The 15,858-nt window shown below is 61.9% G+C and carries 16 protein-coding genes and 1 other RNA gene; 7 read left to right on the top strand and 10 right to left on the bottom strand.

Going from position 1 to position 15,858, the window contains the following annotated elements; all coding sequences use genetic code 11:
- Positions 1 to 40 precede the first annotated feature (40 nt).
- The 4 genes from rho (at position 41) to BLU85_RS20990 (ending at position 4,845) form a co-directional block, all read left to right on the top strand.
- Positions 41 to 1,300, top strand: a complete 1,260-nt coding sequence (rho, locus tag BLU85_RS21005; RefSeq protein WP_003206716.1) for a transcription termination factor Rho — start codon at positions 41 to 43, stop codon at positions 1,298 to 1,300.
- Between the two features lie 124 nt (positions 1,301 to 1,424).
- Positions 1,425 to 2,891: a 4-hydroxy-3-polyprenylbenzoate decarboxylase gene (gene ubiD / locus BLU85_RS21000; protein ID WP_060740124.1), complete on the top strand. Its 1,467-nt coding sequence runs from the start codon at positions 1,425 to 1,427 to the stop codon at positions 2,889 to 2,891.
- On the top strand, positions 2,891 to 3,859 hold the full coding sequence (locus BLU85_RS20995; RefSeq protein ID WP_092203216.1) for a CDP-6-deoxy-delta-3,4-glucoseen reductase: 969 nt from the start codon (positions 2,891 to 2,893) through the stop codon (positions 3,857 to 3,859). The genes ubiD and BLU85_RS20995 overlap by 1 nt, the downstream gene beginning before the upstream one ends.
- A gap of 317 nt (positions 3,860 to 4,176) precedes the next feature.
- Positions 4,177 to 4,845, top strand: a complete 669-nt coding sequence (locus BLU85_RS20990; RefSeq protein WP_092203214.1) for a gamma-glutamylcyclotransferase — start codon at positions 4,177 to 4,179, stop codon at positions 4,843 to 4,845.
- Here BLU85_RS20990 and glpT read toward each other — a convergent pair.
- Entirely contained in the window at positions 4,821 to 6,170 is a 1,350-nt protein-coding gene (gene glpT / locus BLU85_RS20985) for a glycerol-3-phosphate transporter (protein ID WP_092203212.1), read from the bottom strand. The two genes, BLU85_RS20990 and glpT, sit on opposite strands and share 25 nt — an antisense overlap.
- A gap of 215 nt (positions 6,171 to 6,385) precedes the next feature.
- A complete protein-coding gene (locus BLU85_RS20980) occupies positions 6,386 to 7,363 on the bottom strand; it encodes an NADPH:quinone oxidoreductase family protein (protein ID WP_092203210.1) in 978 nt (325 codons plus the stop codon).
- A gap of 150 nt (positions 7,364 to 7,513) precedes the next feature.
- Here BLU85_RS20980 and BLU85_RS20975 point away from each other — a divergent pair, with 150 nt between their 5' ends.
- Positions 7,514 to 7,930, top strand: coding sequence for a flagellar basal body-associated protein FliL (locus BLU85_RS20975; RefSeq protein ID WP_092203289.1), 417 nt, complete (start codon positions 7,514 to 7,516; stop codon positions 7,928 to 7,930).
- Positions 7,931 to 7,990: 60 nt separating this feature from the next.
- Here the strand turns inward: BLU85_RS20975 and BLU85_RS20970 are convergent, their stop codons facing one another.
- The 4 genes from BLU85_RS20970 to BLU85_RS20955 form a co-directional block, all read right to left on the bottom strand.
- On the bottom strand, positions 7,991 to 9,109 hold the full coding sequence (locus BLU85_RS20970) for an ABC transporter permease (protein WP_092203208.1): 1,119 nt from the start codon (positions 9,107 to 9,109) through the stop codon (positions 7,991 to 7,993).
- Positions 9,109 to 11,835: a ribosome-associated ATPase/putative transporter RbbA gene (gene rbbA / locus BLU85_RS20965; RefSeq protein WP_092203206.1), complete on the bottom strand. Its 2,727-nt coding sequence runs from the start codon at positions 11,833 to 11,835 to the stop codon at positions 9,109 to 9,111. The genes BLU85_RS20970 and rbbA overlap by 1 nt, the downstream gene beginning before the upstream one ends.
- Positions 11,832 to 12,797: an HlyD family secretion protein gene (locus BLU85_RS20960; protein ID WP_092203204.1), complete on the bottom strand. Its 966-nt coding sequence runs from the start codon at positions 12,795 to 12,797 to the stop codon at positions 11,832 to 11,834. The genes rbbA and BLU85_RS20960 overlap by 4 nt, the downstream gene beginning before the upstream one ends.
- Positions 12,798 to 12,877: 80 nt before the next feature.
- On the bottom strand, positions 12,878 to 13,327 hold the full coding sequence (locus BLU85_RS20955) for an EVE domain-containing protein (RefSeq protein WP_092203202.1): 450 nt from the start codon (positions 13,325 to 13,327) through the stop codon (positions 12,878 to 12,880).
- 195 nt (positions 13,328 to 13,522) lie between these two features.
- On the opposite strand from BLU85_RS20955, the gene BLU85_RS31175 reads away from it, so the two are divergent.
- Positions 13,523 to 13,669 (top strand): hypothetical protein, encoded by a 147-nt coding sequence (locus BLU85_RS31175; RefSeq protein WP_092203200.1) that lies wholly within the window; start codon positions 13,523 to 13,525, stop codon positions 13,667 to 13,669.
- Positions 13,670 to 13,692: 23 nt separating this feature from the next.
- Here the strand turns inward: BLU85_RS31175 and BLU85_RS20945 are convergent, their stop codons facing one another.
- The 4 genes from BLU85_RS20945 to BLU85_RS20930 form a co-directional block, all read right to left on the bottom strand.
- Positions 13,693 to 14,310, bottom strand: a complete 618-nt coding sequence (locus BLU85_RS20945; RefSeq protein WP_092203198.1) for a 5-formyltetrahydrofolate cyclo-ligase — start codon at positions 14,308 to 14,310, stop codon at positions 13,693 to 13,695.
- Between the two features lie 117 nt (positions 14,311 to 14,427).
- Positions 14,428 to 14,607, bottom strand: a non-coding RNA gene (gene ssrS / locus BLU85_RS20940) — 6S RNA.
- Between the two features lie 30 nt (positions 14,608 to 14,637).
- Positions 14,638 to 14,955: a cell division protein ZapA gene (locus BLU85_RS20935; RefSeq protein ID WP_039590276.1), complete on the bottom strand. Its 318-nt coding sequence runs from the start codon at positions 14,953 to 14,955 to the stop codon at positions 14,638 to 14,640.
- Entirely contained in the window at positions 14,952 to 15,161 is a 210-nt protein-coding gene (locus BLU85_RS20930; RefSeq protein WP_003177365.1) for a TIGR02449 family protein, read from the bottom strand. The genes BLU85_RS20935 and BLU85_RS20930 overlap by 4 nt, the downstream gene beginning before the upstream one ends.
- A 130-nt stretch (positions 15,162 to 15,291) precedes the next feature.
- Between BLU85_RS20930 and BLU85_RS20925 the strand changes: the two genes are divergently transcribed.
- On the top strand, positions 15,292 to 15,846 hold the full coding sequence (locus BLU85_RS20925) for a YecA/YgfB family protein (RefSeq protein ID WP_060740134.1): 555 nt from the start codon (positions 15,292 to 15,294) through the stop codon (positions 15,844 to 15,846).
- Positions 15,847 to 15,858: the final 12 nt, after the last annotated feature.

The raw sequence follows: 15,858 nt of genomic DNA, 5'->3' as shown, positions 1-15,858 counted from the left end.
CTTAATTTCCCCCCTCCATAAATGATTACGTCATTCCTATATGAATCTGACTGAACTCAAGCAAAAGCCGATTACCGAACTGCTCGAATTGGCCGAACAGATGGGCATAGAAAATATGGCCCGTTCGCGCAAGCAGGACGTGATTTTCTCCCTGCTCAAGAAGCACGCGAAAAGCGGCGAGGAAATCTCCGGTGATGGCGTGCTGGAGATTCTCCAGGACGGCTTCGGCTTCCTTCGCTCCGCAGACGCTTCCTATCTCGCCGGGCCAGACGATATCTACGTCTCGCCGAGCCAGATCCGTCGCTTCAACTTGCGCACCGGTGACACCATCGTTGGCAAGATCCGTCCTCCGAAGGAAGGCGAACGTTATTTCGCCCTGCTCAAGGTCGACACGATCAACTTCGATCGTCCGGAAAACGCGAAGAACAAGATTCTCTTCGAGAACCTGACCCCGCTGTTCCCGACCGTGCGCATGAAGATGGAAGCCGGCAACGGTTCCACCGAAGACCTCACCGGTCGTGTCATCGACCTGTGCGCACCCATCGGCAAGGGCCAGCGTGGCCTGATCGTGGCGCCGCCGAAAGCGGGCAAGACGATCATGCTGCAGAACATCGCGGCCAACATCGCCCGTAACAACCCTGAAGTTCACCTGATCGTCTTGCTGATCGACGAACGTCCGGAAGAAGTGACCGAGATGCAGCGCACCGTGCGCGGCGAAGTGGTCGCCTCGACGTTCGACGAGCCGCCAACCCGCCACGTGCAGGTTGCCGAAATGGTGATCGAGAAGGCCAAGCGCCTGGTCGAACACAAGAAAGACGTGGTGATCCTGCTGGACTCCATCACCCGTCTGGCCCGTGCCTACAACACCGTGATCCCGAGCTCCGGCAAGGTACTGACCGGTGGTGTCGATGCCCATGCGCTGGAAAAACCGAAGCGTTTCTTCGGCGCCGCGCGGAACATCGAGGAAGGCGGTTCGCTGACCATCATCGCCACCGCACTGGTTGAAACCGGTTCGAAGATGGACGAAGTGATCTACGAGGAATTCAAGGGCACCGGCAACATGGAGCTGCCTCTGGATCGTCGTATCGCCGAGAAGCGTGTCTTCCCGGCCATCAACATCAACCGCTCCGGCACGCGCCGCGAAGAGTTGCTGACCGCCGACGACGAGTTGCAGCGCATGTGGATCCTGCGCAAGCTGCTGCATCCGATGGATGAAGTCGCCGCCATCGAGTTCCTGGTCGACAAGCTGAAGACGACCAAGACCAACGATGAGTTCTTCCTGTCGATGAAACGCAAGTAAATCGCCAAGACAGGCCAGCAAGAGCCGGGGAAACCCGGCTTTTTGCTATCTGTGCATTCACTATTCTGGACGGGCGGCGTTAAACTCGGGCCCCCGAACGCCACGGCCACCATGAGGCTTTTGCATGCAGTATCGCGACTTGCGCGACTTTATCAGCGGGCTGGAACAGCGCGGCGAACTCAAGCGCATCCAGGTGCCGGTGTCTCCTGTCCTGGAAATGACCGAGGTCTGCGACCGCACCCTGCGCGCAAAAGGCCCGGCGCTGTTGTTCGAAAACCCGACGGGTTATGACATTCCGGTGCTGGGGAACCTGTTCGGCACGCCGGAGCGCGTGGCCTTGGGCATGGGCGCCGAAGCTGTCAGCGAACTGCGCGAGATCGGCAAGCTGCTGGCGTTCCTCAAGGAGCCCGAGCCGCCGAAAGGCCTGAAGGACGCTTGGTCCAAGCTGCCGATTTTCCGCAAGATCATTGCCATGGCGCCGAAAGTCGTCAAGGACGCGATCTGCCAGGAAGTGGTCATCGAGGGCGACGACGTCGACCTGGCCACGCTCCCGGTACAGACCTGCTGGCCGGGCGACGTGGGGCCGCTGATCACCTGGGGCCTGACCGTCACCAAAGGCCCGAACAAGGACCGCCAGAACCTGGGCATCTACCGTCAGCAGGTGATTGGCCGCAACAAGGTCATCATGCGCTGGCTGAGTCATCGCGGCGGTGCGTTGGACTACCGTGAGTGGTGCGAGAAACACCCCGGCCAGCCTTTCCCGGTGTCGGTGGCCCTGGGCGCGGACCCGGCGACCATCCTCGGCGCCGTCACGCCCGTGCCCGACAGCCTTTCCGAATACGCGTTCGCCGGCCTGTTGCGGGGCAACCGTACCGAACTGGTGAAGTGCCGTGGCAACGATTTGCAAGTGCCGGCCACCGCCGAGATCATTCTTGAAGGTGTGATCCATCCCGGCGAAATGGCCGATGAGGGGCCGTACGGCGACCACACCGGTTACTACAATGAAGTGGACAGCTTCCCCGTGTTCACCGTCGAACGCATCACCCATCGGATCAAGCCGATTTACCACAGCACCTACACCGGCCGTCCACCCGATGAGCCGGCCATTCTCGGCGTGGCGCTGAACGAAGTGTTCGTGCCGATCCTGCAGAAGCAGTTTCCGGAAATCACCGATTTCTATTTGCCGCCGGAAGGTTGTTCGTATCGCATGGCCGTGGTGACCATGAAGAAGTCGTATCCGGGGCATGCCAAGCGCGTGATGCTCGGGGTCTGGTCGTTTTTGCGACAGTTCATGTACACCAAGTTCGTTATCGTCACTGACGACGATATCAACGCACGGGACTGGAACGACGTGATCTGGGCCATCACCACGCGCATGGACCCCAAGCGCGACACGGTGATGATCGAGAATACGCCGATCGACTACCTCGACTTCGCCTCGCCGGTGTCTGGCCTGGGGTCGAAGATGGGACTCGATGCCACGCATAAATGGCCCGGTGAAACCACTCGCGAGTGGGGCCGGGTTATCGTCAAGGATGAAGCCGTTACCCAACGGATCGATGCCATCTGGAATCAGTTAGGAATAGATTGATGCGTGTAACCTTGCAGCCTTCCGGGGCGGTGCTGGAGATACGGCCCGCCGAGCGGATTCTCGATGGCGCGCGGCGCCTGGGCTATGAATGCCCGCAAAGCTGCCGCAACGGCAACTGCCACGTCTGTGGTGCGTTGTTGGTGGAAGGCCGTGTGGAACAGGCGGGCGAGGTGCGCGACCACGGTGAGATTTTCACGTGCATCGCCGAGCCGTTGGAGGATTGCGTGGTGTTGTGGGATGGCGTGCTGTCGCCGGGCGAGCTACCGGTACGCAACCTGGCGTGCCAGGTAATCGAGTGCGCCGAGGTGGGCGGCGATGTCTGGCGAGTGCGCCTGCGGGCGCCAGCGGGCAAGCCACCGCGCTATCACGCCGGGCAATACCTGATGATCGAACGGGAAAACGGCGAGAAATCGGCGTTCTCCCTGGCCTCGGCGCCGCATTCCGGGCGCGAGCTGCAGTTGCATGTGTTGGTGCGCGAAAGCAGTGCACAGGCGCTGCTGGAACAACTGCAACGCAACCCCAGCGTGCGCGTCGAAATGCCTTTTGGCGACACGCATTTGTCCGAGCTGCCGGACGGACCGTTGGTGCTGATCGCCGCCGGAACCGGCATGGCGCAGATGCACAGCCTGATCGAGCACTGCCGTGCCGCGGGCTTCAAGCACCCGGTGCATCTGTACTGGGGCGTGCGGCGGCCGGACGATTTCTATGAAATCGAGCATTGGGACGAATGGAAAAAACTGCCGAACCTGTTCCTGCACAAAGTCGTCAGCGACTTGTGCGGTTGGGAAGGGCGCTGCGGAATGCTCCATGAAGCAGTGTGCGAGGACCTCAGCGATCTTTCCGGCGTGCACGTCTACGCCAGCGGCTCGCCGGCCATGATCTACGCCACGCTCGATGCGCTGGTGGAAGCTGGCATGGACGCCCATCAAATGCGCGCCGATGTGTTTGCCTATGCACCGCGGGCTTGAGCCCCTCTTGAAATTTGATTGAGGTCAGCTTTTGTGGCGGGGGAGTTTCCGCTTTGTGGGAGCAAAGCTTGCTCGCGAAACAGGCACCTCGGTCTCTGAAAGACCGCATCGCTCTCATCGTGGGCAAGCCTTGCTCCCACAGGTGATGTACCTAACGATATATCGATTCGATATTTAGCACCCACGCTGAATGTCATTAAGGTATATGCCTGATTCCAGGCATTCATGGCATCCAACTTGCCTGCATTCTGAGCAGCGTCAGTGTCATGACGGCGCTATCTATCTTCCGACCCGCGAGGAGCCAACCGCTACCGGCCATGACCGCTATCGAATCCGCCATCACCTGTGCCTTGTACCCGCCACGACTCGAGCTGGGGCCGCAGCTGACCCGTGAGCAGTTGCTTGCCTCGATGCAATTGACCATGAGCCTCCACCAGGGCGGTCCGGTCTGGCTGTTCGCGTACGGTTCATTGATCTGGCGGCCGGAATGCACGGCGGTGGAGCGCATGCGCGGTCGGGTCCATGGTTATCATCGCGGTTTGTACCTGTGGTCCCATGAGCACCGCGGCACCCCGGAGTTGCCGGGGCTGGTGTTCGGGCTGGATCGCGGCGGTTCGTGCAGCGGGTTCGCCTACCGATTGCCGGAGGAGAATCTCGAGGACTCGCTGTTTGCCCTGTGGCAGCGCGAGATGCCGGTCCCGTCCTATCGTCCGCACTGGCTCAGTTGCCGTCTCGAGGATGGCAGCCGGGTGCAAGCCTTGGGTTTTGTGCTGGAGCGGCACCTGCCCAGCTATGCCGGCAACGTGCCGGACCATGTGCTGAGCCAGGTGTTCGAAAGCGCCTGTGGGCGTTACGGCACCACTCGCGACTACGTCGAGCAGACCGTCCACGCCCTGCGCAGCCACGCCATGCCAGACCGGAATCTGGAGGCGCGACTCAAGCGATGCCAATCAGCGCTGGATCAGGCGACCGCTTCGCGGCTCTGACTGGCTATCTGCTTGTGCCACAGCGTGGGCGCGAGGAACGCCATTGCCAGTAGGCAGGCGACGACCAGCAGGATGAAACCGCCATCCCAGCCGAAATAGTCCACCGTGTAGCCCATCATGGCACTGGCCGCGACCGAACCACCCAGATAACCAAACAGACCGGTAAAGCCGGCAGCCGTGCCCGCCGCTTTCTTGGGCACCAGTTCCAGCGCCTGCAGACCCACCAGCATGACCGGGCCGTAGATCAGAAAGCCGATGGCGAACAGCGAGATCATGTCGACCATCGGGTTGCCCGGCGGATTCAGCCAGTAGACGATCGTCGCAACGGTCACCAACGCCATGAACACCATGCCCGTCAGGCCACGGTTGCCCCGGAAGATCTTGTCCGACATCCACCCGCACAGCAGCGTGCCGGGAATGCCGGCCCACTCGTACAGGAAGTAAGCCCAGGACGTCTTGTCGAAATTGAAGTGCTTGACCTCTTTGAGGTAGGTCGGCGCCCAATCCAGGATGCCGTAGCGCAACAAGTAGACGAAGACGTTGGCCATGGCGATGAACCAGAGCATTTTGTTGCGCAGCACGTATTTGACGAAGATGTCCTTGGCGCTGAATTCTTCTTCGTGGCTGGCGTCGTAGCCTTCCGGATAATCGTTCTTGTACTTCTCGATGGGCGGCAAGCCTGTCGATTGCGGCGTGTCGCGCATGACAATGAAGGCAAATACAGCGACCAGCAGCGCCACCGCTGCCGGTACGTAGAACTTGCTGTGCCAGTCGTTGAACCAGCCCATGCCAAGTATCGCCAGTGGGCCGATCAAGCCGCCGCCGACGTTATGGGCGGTGTTCCATACCGAAACCACACCGCCGCGTTCTTTCTGTGACCACCAGTGCACCATGGTGCGCCCGCTCGGTGGCCAACCCATGCCTTGGGCCCAACCGTTGATGAACAACAGGATGAACATCATGGTCACGCTGGAGGTTGCCCACGGTGCGAAACCGAAGACGAACATGACACCGGCGGACACAATCAGGCCAAAGGGCAGGAAGTAGCGAGGGTTGGAACGGTCGGACACGATGCCCATCAGAAACTTGGAAAGGCCGTAGGCGATCGCAATCGCCGACATCGCCACTCCCAGTTGGCCTTTTGTATAGCCCTGGGCGATCAGATCCGGAAATGCCAGGGTGAAGTTCTTGCGCAGCAGGTAGTAACCCGCATACCCAATGAAAATCCCGGCGAAGATCTGCCAGCGAAGGCGTCGGTAGGTGCTGTCTATTTTTTCTTCAGGCAATGGAGCCTGATGGGCGGCAGGGCGAAAGAAAGCAAACATTCAAGAGCTCCAGATTTCTTGTTTTGACTGCGGATGCGAATGTTACAGTTTCGTTACCGAAAATAGCATCGGTTCGCATCAACAAAAAAGCAGGAATGTTGGCGACATCGTGTTCTTTTATGAACATGTCGCTCAGGTATAAATGAAGGGCGGCGTGGGAATGGCGAAACCGGGTCGCAGGGTTGCGGCCCGGTATAAACAGTTTGGGTAAGCAGTCAGCGAACCTGGACCACCACTTTTCCGACCGCCTTGCGTTGGCCAAGATCATTGATGGCTTGTGCCGCGTTGCTCAGCGGGTACACCTGCGACACCAGCGGCTTGAGCTTGCCCTCGGCGAACCAGCCGAACAATTGCTGGAAGTTGGCGGCGTTGTCCTGGGGTTGGCGTTGGGCGAAGGAGCCCCAGAATACGCCCACCACGGCGGCGCCCTTGAGCAGCGCCAGGTTCACCGGCAGTTCGGGGATGCGTCCGCTGGCGAAGCCCACCACCAGCAGCCGGCCGTTCCAGGCGATGGCGCGGATGGCCTGGTCGAACAGGTCGCCACCCACCGGGTCGTAGATCACGTCGGCGCCCTGGCCGTCGGTGAGGCGCTTGATGTCATCCTTCAGGCTGGTTTCGCTGTAGTTGATCAGTTCGTCGGCACCGGCTGCCTTGGCCACGGCAAGTTTTTCCGTGCTGCTGGCGGCGGCGATGACCCGGGCACCCATGGCCTTGCCGATTTCCACGGCCGCCAGGCCAACGCCACCGGAGGCGCCGAGCACCAGCAAGGTTTCGCCGGGTTGCAGGTTGGCCCGTTGCTTGAGGGCGTGCATCGAGGTGCCATACGTCATGCTGAAGGCGGCGGCGGTGTTGAAGTCCATGGCCGCGGGAATCGGCAACACGTTGTAGCCGGGCACCGCCACTTGTTCGGCAAAGCTGCCCCAGCCGGTCAGCGCCATCACCCGGTCGCCGACCTTAAAGTGGCTGACTTTCTCACCCACCTCGCTGACCACGCCCGCCGCTTCGCCACCGGGGGAAAACGGGAAGGGGGGCTTGAATTGATATTTGCCCTCGATGATCAGCGTGTCAGGGAAATTCACCCCGGCGGCGTGCACGTCCAGCAGCACTTCGTTCTTCTTGGCGACGGGGCTGGCGACGTCTTCCAGCACCAGCGATTCGGCGGGGCCGAATTCTTTGCACAGCACGGCTTTCATCAGGGCTATTCCTTTGGGAGTGATGGCCGATAAGTGTAGGTGTGAGAGACAACGGGTCAACGAGCATGCCCCGCCCTGATAGCCGGCCATAAGCTTGTGCTTGAACGGCGGGTCGGTATGCTGGGCCGCAAACCGGATGAGGAGTCGATTGTGAAAGCGTGGATCATGTTGATGCTGGCCCTGTCGTTGCCTGTGGCGGCAATGGCCGAAGAGGCCAAGGAAGCGAAAGAGGGCGAGGCACCGAAAGTCAGTTACATCACCCTCAGCCCGCCATTCGTGGGCAACTATGGCTTGGACGGCACGGCGAAGCTGAAGGTCTACAAGGCCGACGTGGCCCTGCGCGTGACCGGTGACGCCGCCGCTGCGGCGGTCAAGGCCAACGAGCCGCTGATTCGTAACCAATTGGTGGCGTTGTTCGCCCAACAGACCACCGAGACGATGAACAACCTCGAAGCCAAGGAAAAGCTGCGCCAGGAAGCCTTGAAGCAGACCCAGCAGGTGATGAACGACGAGACCGGCAAGCCGATGGTGGAAGATCTGTTGTTCAACAACCTGATCATTCAATAAGCGCTGGCGCACAGTCTTAGACAGGGCCTGGGTTTCCAGGCGCTGTCCAAGGCTGTTTTATCAAGAGGCCAGGCTTTTACGAAAACGCCCCAGGGCGACAGCGAAGAACGACAGCCCGATGGCCGCCAGTGCCAACAGGTCTGGCCAGACCACGCCGACCCCTGCGTCACGGAACAGGATCGCCGCGCTGAGGCTGACGAAATGGGTCGACGGCGAGCCTTGCATCACCCATTGCAGCCATTGCGGCATGCTGTCCAGCGGGGTGCTGCCGCCGGACAACAGCAGCATCGGGATGATCACCGGGATCGACAGCAAGCCGAACTGTGGCGTCGAGCGCGCCAGGGTGGCGAGAAAGATACCCAGGGCGGTGCTGGCGAACAGATAGAGCGCCGTCACCAGCAGGAACAGCAGCATGGAGCCGGCGAGCGGCACGCCCAAGGCGAACTTGACGACGATCTCCAGCGACGCCCAGGTGCACAGCACGACCACCAGCATGTTGCTCCAGATTTTCGCCAGCATGATTTCCAGGGCCGTCAGTGGCAGCACCAGCAAGTGATCGAGGGTGCCGTGCTCGCGTTCGCGCAGCAGCGCGGTTCCCGTCAGGATGATGGCCAGGATGGTGATGTTGTTGACGATCTGGATCACCGCCAGAAACCATCCCCCCTCGAGGTTGGTGTTGAACAGCGCACGGGTGGTCAGCCTGATGGGCGTTTGCTCGCTCGCTTGCGCCTGGCCGCTGTAGGTCAGCAACTCCTGTTGGAAAATCCGTCCGATGTAGCCGGCCCCCATGAACGCCTGGCTCATGGCCGTGGCATCGACGTTCAGTTGTAACGCCGGTTCGCGTCCGGCAAGCAGGTCGGCCTGGAAGTTGGCGGGCACGTTGATGACGAAGGTGTAGCGGCCACTGTCCATGACCTTGTCCAGTTCGGCATAGGGCAGCGCCATCGGGGCCTGGAACTCCGGCGGTTGCAGGGCCTGGGCCAGTTGGCGCGAGAGGTGGCTCTGGTCTTCATCCACCACCGCCACGCTGGCGTTGTGAACGCCAATCACCGAGCCTGCGGCCGGCATATAGATCGCCACGGTGAAGGCGTAGGCCAAAAACAGCAGCAGGACCGAGTCGTACCGCAAGCTGGTCAGTTCCTTGAGGCCCAGGCGCCAGATGTGTGAAAGCGTGCGCATCAGGCCTCCTGCTTCTTCAGCATGACCAGGCTGAGCCCGGTGAACCCCAGGAAGAACCCGAACAACGCCAGGCATTGCGGCCATAGCTGGCGCAGACCCAGGGCCTTGGTGAAGGTGCCGACGGCGATGTCCAGGAAATGGCCAGCAGGGAACAACTGACCCATCACCGACGCTGCGCCTTCCAGGGACGAGCGCGGCACGATCAGCCCGGAGAACTGGATGGTCGGCAGGCTGGTGATGATCATGGTGCCGAGGATCGCTGCGATCTGGGTGCGGGTGAACGCCGAAATCAACAAGCCCATGCTGGTGGTCGCCAGCACGTAGAGCAGGCCGCCCAGTGCCAGCGTCAGGCCGCTGCCCTTGAACGGCACGCCGAACAACCAGCGATTCATGGCCGTCAGCAGGGCCAGGTTGACCAGGCTGATGACCAGGTAGGGGGTCTGTTTACCCAGCAGGAACTCCAGGCGGGTCAGCGGTGTGGCGTAGAAGTTGGTGATCGAGCCCAGCTCCTTCTCCCGCACGATGCCCAGGGCCGTCAACATGGCGGGAATGAACGCCAGGATCAGTGCCATGACCCCCGGCCCGATGGCATTCACACTGACCACGTCCTGGTTGTAGCGAAACCGGGTTTCCAGCTTGGCCGCGGTGTGCGGGTTGCGGGCCGGGCTGCTCTGTTCGGCCCATTGCTCGAGGTTGGCCTGGTGCACGGCCTCGACGTAGTTGCGACTGGTCTCGGCGCGGAATGGCATGCCGCCGTCCAGCCAGGCGCCGACGGTGGGCTGCCGGCCGGCGTACAGGTCGCGACCGAAACCGGGCGGTATTTCCAGGGCCAGCTTGATTTCCGAGCGTTGCAGGCGTCGATGCAATTCGTTGGCGTCGCGGATAGCCGGTTGCTCCTCGAAATAACGCGAGCTGCGAAAAGCCTCCAGGTAGGTGCGACTTTGTGGGCTCTGATCCTGGTCGAACACGGCGAAGGCGAGTTTTTCCACGTCCAGGGAGATGCCGTAGCCGAAGATGACCATCATGAACAGGGCGCCGAGCAGGGCGAATGCCATTCGCACTTTGTCCCGCAACAGTTCCTTGCCTTCCCGGCTGGCGACGGCCAACAGGCGACCCAGGCTGAGGCCGTGCCGGTCCTGCGGGGTGTCGGCCTGGCCGAGGGCCACCGGGGTGGAGTCTTGCTGCGCCTCGCCCTGGGCCTGTTCCAGGCAGGTGACGAACGCGGCTTCCAGGGTCTGGCCGTTGAACTGCGCCTGCAGGGCCGCTGGCGTATCGCAGGCCAGGACCTTGCCGGCGTGCATCAGCGAAATACGGTCGCAGCGCTGGGCTTCGTTCATGAAGTGCGTGGAGAGGAAAATCGTCACGCCCTGTTCGCGAGACAACTCGATCAGCAGGCGCCAGAAGTCATCCCGGGCGGCCGGGTCGACGCCGGAGGTCGGCTCGTCGAGGATCAGCACTTCCGGGCGATGCAGCACCGCCACCGCCAGGGACAAACGCTGGCGCAGGCCCAGGGGCAACGCCCCGGAAGGCTGATCGGCGAGGTCCTGCAACTGGAAACGTTGGATCAAGTCTTCGATGCGGCTGGTGCTTTCGGTCTTGGGCAGGTCGAACAGCTTGGCGTGCAAGGTCAGGTTCTGGCGCACGCTCAGCTCGCCATACAGCGAGAAGCTCTGGGACATGAAGCCCACCCGTTTGCGCGTGGCAAGGTCCTTGGCGTTGACCGGGTTGCCCAACAGGCGGGCGCTGCCTTCGCTGGCGGGCATCAGCCCAGTCAGCACTTTCATGGTGGTGGTCTTGCCGCAACCGTTGGAGCCCAGGAAACCGAAAATCTCACCACGACCAATCGCGAAGCTGACGTGATCGACCGCAGTGAAATCACCGAAGCGCAAGGTGAGGTCATGGGCTTCGATGGCGATGTCGGCGCTGCTGTCGCCCCTGGGCGGGATCGTCAGCGGCTCGGCGTCGCGACCGTTGTCGCCCTGGAAATGGGTGAAGGCCGAGTCGAGCTTGCCGTCTGGCGTGACAGCGGCCAGGTCCGCGCTCAAGCCCTGGGCGATCAAGCGACCGTTATCGAGCATCAGGCAATGCTCGAATTGTTCGGCTTCTTCCATGTAGGCCGTGGCGACCAGCAAGGTCAGTTGCGGTCGTTGGCGGCGCACGTCTTCTATCAGTTCCCAGAAGCGTCGCCGCGACAGCGGGTCCACGCCAGTGGTGGGTTCGTCGAGAATCAGCAGGTCCGGCTCGTGGATCAGTGCGCAACACAGGCCGAGCTTCTGTTTCATGCCGCCGGACAACTTGCCCGCCGGGCGGTCGGCAAAACGCTGCAGGTCGGTCGCCAACAGCAGCGTGCCCATGCGTTGTTCGCATTCCGCCCGCGATAGTCCGAACAGCGTGCCGAAAAACCGGATGTTCTCGCGTATCGACAGATCAGGGTAAAGGTTGCCCCCCAGTCCTTGAGGCATGAAGGCGATACGTCGGTAGAGGGTGTTGCGATGATGCCGGTCCTCGATCGATGCTCCCAGTACGTCGAGTTCGCCGTGCTGGAGCTTCTTCACCCCGGCAATCAATCCCAGCAGGCTCGACTTGCCGGCCCCGTCCGGGCCGATCAGGCCGCAGCGAGTGCCGACGGGCAGATTGAAAGCGATGTCGTCCAGGGCGGCATGGGCGCCGTAGCGGTGCTTGAGGCCCGAGGCGCGCAGCGCCGGTTCGCCGCCGCCGGCGTTCATTGCAGGTTGGCCGGCCAGTCGATGGGGGCCGTGCGCAGGTAGCCGGCACCCGGCATGCCGGGTTTGGCCTGGGGCACCTCGCCGGGGCGGGTCAGGCGTACCTTGACGCGAAACACCAGCTTCTGGCGTTCGTCACGGGTTTCGACTTCCTTGGGGGTGAACTGGGACTTTGCCGCGACGAAGCTGATCGTGGCCGGCAGCGGTCGCTCGGGCAGGGCGTCGAGCAGCACTCGTGCTTCGTCGCCTACCGCCAGTTTCCCGGCCACGGACGCCGGCAGATAGAGGTTCATGTACTGGTCGTTCGGATCGATCATCAGCAGCACCCGTCCGCCAGCGCCCAGCACTTCGCCCGGCTCGGCCAGGCGAAGTTGGATCACGCCATCGATAGGCGCGCGCAAGCGGCTGTCATCGATTTCGCTGGTCAGTTGGGCCACCTGGGCGAGGGTCGCGCCGATGGCGGCGTTTGCCGCCGATACCTGGGCCCGGGCCGCATTGACCGCGGCGTTGGCAGTGTCCATGCGGGCCTGCTGTTGGTCGATGACCTGGCCGCTGGCAAAACCACGCTTGAACAGCTCGCGGGTCCGCTGGAGTTCCTGGTGGGCGAGCAATTGTTCGCTCTGGCGCAGTTGTACATTGGCCTCGGTGGCCGCGAGGTTTTCCCGGGCCCGCAGTACTTCGGCTTCGGCCTGGTTGCGCTGGGCTTCCAGGGTACGAGTGTCCATGCGCGCCAGTAACTGGCCTTTGACGACCTTGTCGCCCTCGTTGGCAAGCACTTCGGCCAGGCGACCGGGGGTCTTGCTGGCGATCTGGACTTCGGTGGCTTCGAGGCGCCCGTTGCCCATGCTCAGGCCTTCCGGCAGGCGGTCATGTCGGGACTTCCAGTAGCCGAACCCGCCGGCGGCCAACAAGACGGCCAGCAGGGCGAGAGCGAAGAAACGAGAGGTATGAGAGGGCGTCGACATGTCCGGCATCCTGCGGCTATAGCGTCCAGTTTGCTGGATCCGCTACCGCCCCAGCTTGATATCCATCAATACATGGATGTTCAACGCAGGGCAATCACTGCTGCCCATTGCTCGGCGGTCACCGGCATCACCGAAAGCCGCGAGCCTTTCTGCACCAGCGGCATTTCCGCCAGGGCGGCCTGTTGCTTGAGGTAGTCGAGTTTCAGCACGTGGCGGAACGTCTCGACGTGGGCCACGTCGATCGCGGTCCAGGGGTTTTTGTCCGGGGTGGCCTTGGGGTCGAAATAATGGCTGTCCGGGTCCAGGGCCGTAGGATCGGGATAGGCCGCCTGGATGATTTCGCCAATCCCGGCGATGCCTGGCTCGGGGCAACTGGAGTGGTAGAAAAAGAACGTGTCACCCACCGCCATGGCCCGCAGGAAATTGCGCGCCTGATAATTGCGAACGCCGTCCCAGCGGGCCTGGCCGAGCTTTTCCAAGCCCTGGATGGACAATTCGTCGGGCTCGGACTTCATCAGCCAATAAGCCATGATTTTTTCTCCTGGGCGGTGGGTATCAAAATAGTTCGGCGATTTTATGACAAACCGACGGTCGGTTGACGCCAGCATTTGCGTGTCGGGGCCGGTTGTCGCAAAATGCCGGCCTTCCAAGCTTGACGCTGCTGCACGGCCAATAAGAAAACCGCTGCTGTCATCGTGTGTGATATGCCTTGAGGGGGGCAATCGATGAAACGCAAACCGGATTTGTTGTGGATCTTGGTCATTCTGTTCGGTCTGGGTGTCGTGACCACGGGTTACGCCCAAAGCCTGTGGACCAACAAGACCGAGGCGCCGATGGACATTACCCAACCCGCGCCATCGCTCAAACGCTGAACCTGCTTTCCAGGCGCCGCTGATTACCGCGGCGCCAACCCCGCGATATACCATTGCCTGTCGCTGACCGTTCCCTGCAGCGGCACGTCCCAGCTTGCCTGCGCCAATCGTTCGACCTTCTGGCATTCATGGGCCAACCCCAACAGCGTTGGCTTGCGCCACTGCTTGCGTCGCGCCAGGTACGCCAGGCTGCGGTCGTAAAAGCCGCCGCCCATGCCCAGCCGACCTCCCGCATCGTCAAACCCCACCAATGGCAACAACACCAGGTCCAACGTCCAGACCTTGCGTTGCCGGGCGATGTTCTTGCGTGGCTCGGGGATGCGAAACCGGTTGGGTTGCATTTTTTCGCCGGGGTGGATGCGCTGGAACACCATCTTGGTCCGCGGCCACGGGCTGAGTACCGGCAGGTAAGTGGCCTTGCCCCGGCGTTGGGCCGCGCGCAGCAGCAGGCGCGGGTCGATCTCGCCATCGTTGGGCAGGTACAGGGCGATGTGCTTCGCCCGGCGGAACAGCGGATGCTGGGCCAGTTGTGTGTACAGCCCGCGGGCGGCTTGCCGTTGCTGGGCGGGCGTCAGGGCGCGACGGGCCTGACGTAGCAGGCGTCGAAGTTGCGGGCGGGGCAGCAGCGCGGGTTCAGTCATGTCGAGGCTTCACGCAGTGGCGATGCCGCACAGCGTAACCGCAAAACAGGACGCTCAGAAATGCCTGCGCCCGGAAACGACAATGCCAGTCCACATGGACTGGCATTGTCTGGAGTCAGGCTCCCCGGATGAACCGCTGTCGGCTTAGCCCTTGAACCCGAAAGTTCAAGGTGGAAGTTGCAGGGGGCGTTAAGGCTTTCCGTCAAGCGGACATGCACACCGGCCCCAACGTGCAACCCCCGTGGTTGTGCGTATCGGCTCAGGGACATCACCAACTGGCAAGCACCCCAGGGAGTGAGGCGAGTATACCCCAGGCAGCTTCGCGAATCAGCCCTTGCTGACGTCTGGATCGGTGGCGAGCACCAGATCAACCCGATCGAGCAGGTCGCGTACCTGCTCACGGGTCGAGCCACTGACCTGTACGTCCGGCGTATCCTGGCGGTGCAGCAGGTCGTGGGTGATGTTCAAGGCGGCCATGACGGCGATGCGGTCGGCGCCGATGACTTTGCCGCTGCTGCGGATCTCGCGCATCTTGCCGTCCAGGTAACGGGCGGCGCTCACCAGGTTGCTGCGCTCTTCCTGGGGGCAGATGATCGAATATTCTTTGTCGAGGATCTGCACGGTAACGCTATTGCTTGAACTCATGAGTCTTGCTCCAGGGCCTTGAGGCGCGAAATCATCGATTCGACCTTACGCCGGGCGATTTCGTTTTTTTCAATGAGGTGCGCGCGTTCCTCGCGCCAGGTTTTTTCCTGAGCTAATAGGAGTCCGTTTTGGCTCTTAAGTTGCTCGACCCGGTCAATTAGCAGTTCGAGTCTGGCCATCAGCGCTTGCAGGTCGGTGTCTTCCATTGTGTCCACTGAAGAATGTGTCTGATGGAGGGATGTGGGTCGCACAGCCTCTGATAGTCTTGGCGAGTCTGTCGATGTAGGATACAAGGCCTCCATTCTAGACATAGCGCCGTCTGGCGCCTAGCTGCCCATGCCCATTCAGAATTCCCCGTATCAAGCATTCGCCACCCTGCTGAGCACCAGCGGTCACCCTGTCTCGCCTGCCGAACTGCATGGCCTGTTGCTCGGCCGCAGTTGCGCCGGCGCCGGTTTCGACGCCGACGGCTGGTTGGCCGACGCCGCCGAGCTGCTGGAAGGCGAGCCGGCGGACAACGTCCGTAACGCGCTGATCGGCCTGCAGGAAATGGTCAAGGGCGAGTTGACCAGCGATGACATGACTGTCGTCCTGCTGCTGCCCACTGACGACGCCCCCCTGGCCGAACGCGCCGCGGCGCTGGGCCAGTGGTGCCAGGGCTTCCTTGCCGGCTTCGGCCTGACCCGCCGCGAATACGCGCTGAGCGAAGAGGCCAAGGAAGTGCTGCAGGACCTGGCCGCGATCTCCCAGGTCCAGGATGCCCTGGAAGAGTCCGATGACGGCGAAAGCGACTACATGGAAGTGATGGAGTACCTGCGGGTCGCACCATTGCTACTGTTCACCGAGACCAAGAAAACCGATGCAGCGGCCCCCAAGCCGTCCTTGCACTGAATGTCAGAGGGA

The organism is Pseudomonas sp. NFACC14 (genome assembly GCF_900106885.1).
Lineage (GTDB): Bacteria > Pseudomonadota > Gammaproteobacteria > Pseudomonadales > Pseudomonadaceae > Aquipseudomonas > Aquipseudomonas fluorescens_AA.
Note: the sequence above shows the minus strand (reverse complement) of the source record. Positions and strands in the feature narration are given on the sequence as shown.

What these genes read in the sequence shown, in the direction of transcription:
- rho (WP_003206716.1), top strand. Translation starts at nt 41, where the DNA reads ATGAATCTGACTGAACTCAAGCAAAAGCCGATTACCGAACTGCTCGAA.
- ubiD (WP_060740124.1), top strand. Translation starts at nt 1,425, where the DNA reads ATGCAGTATCGCGACTTGCGCGACTTTATCAGCGGGCTGGAACAGCGC.
- BLU85_RS20995 (WP_092203216.1), top strand. Translation starts at nt 2,891, where the DNA reads ATGCGTGTAACCTTGCAGCCTTCCGGGGCGGTGCTGGAGATACGGCCC.
- BLU85_RS20990 (WP_092203214.1), top strand. Translation starts at nt 4,177, where the DNA reads ATGACCGCTATCGAATCCGCCATCACCTGTGCCTTGTACCCGCCACGA.
- glpT (WP_092203212.1), bottom strand. Translation starts at nt 6,170, where the DNA reads ATGTTTGCTTTCTTTCGCCCTGCCGCCCATCAGGCTCCATTGCCTGAA.
- BLU85_RS20980 (WP_092203210.1), bottom strand. Translation starts at nt 7,363, where the DNA reads ATGAAAGCCGTGCTGTGCAAAGAATTCGGCCCCGCCGAATCGCTGGTG.
- BLU85_RS20970 (WP_092203208.1), bottom strand. Translation starts at nt 9,109, where the DNA reads ATGCGCACGCTTTCACACATCTGGCGCCTGGGCCTCAAGGAACTGACC.
- rbbA (WP_092203206.1), bottom strand. Translation starts at nt 11,835, where the DNA reads ATGAACGCCGGCGGCGGCGAACCGGCGCTGCGCGCCTCGGGCCTCAAG.
- BLU85_RS20960 (WP_092203204.1), bottom strand. Translation starts at nt 12,797, where the DNA reads ATGTCGACGCCCTCTCATACCTCTCGTTTCTTCGCTCTCGCCCTGCTG.
- BLU85_RS20955 (WP_092203202.1), bottom strand. Translation starts at nt 13,327, where the DNA reads ATGGCTTATTGGCTGATGAAGTCCGAGCCCGACGAATTGTCCATCCAG.
- BLU85_RS31175 (WP_092203200.1), top strand. Translation starts at nt 13,523, where the DNA reads ATGAAACGCAAACCGGATTTGTTGTGGATCTTGGTCATTCTGTTCGGT.
- BLU85_RS20945 (WP_092203198.1), bottom strand. Translation starts at nt 14,310, where the DNA reads ATGACTGAACCCGCGCTGCTGCCCCGCCCGCAACTTCGACGCCTGCTA.
- BLU85_RS20935 (WP_039590276.1), bottom strand. Translation starts at nt 14,955, where the DNA reads ATGAGTTCAAGCAATAGCGTTACCGTGCAGATCCTCGACAAAGAATAT.
- BLU85_RS20930 (WP_003177365.1), bottom strand. Translation starts at nt 15,161, where the DNA reads ATGGAAGACACCGACCTGCAAGCGCTGATGGCCAGACTCGAACTGCTA.
- BLU85_RS20925 (WP_060740134.1), top strand. Translation starts at nt 15,292, where the DNA reads ATGCCCATTCAGAATTCCCCGTATCAAGCATTCGCCACCCTGCTGAGC.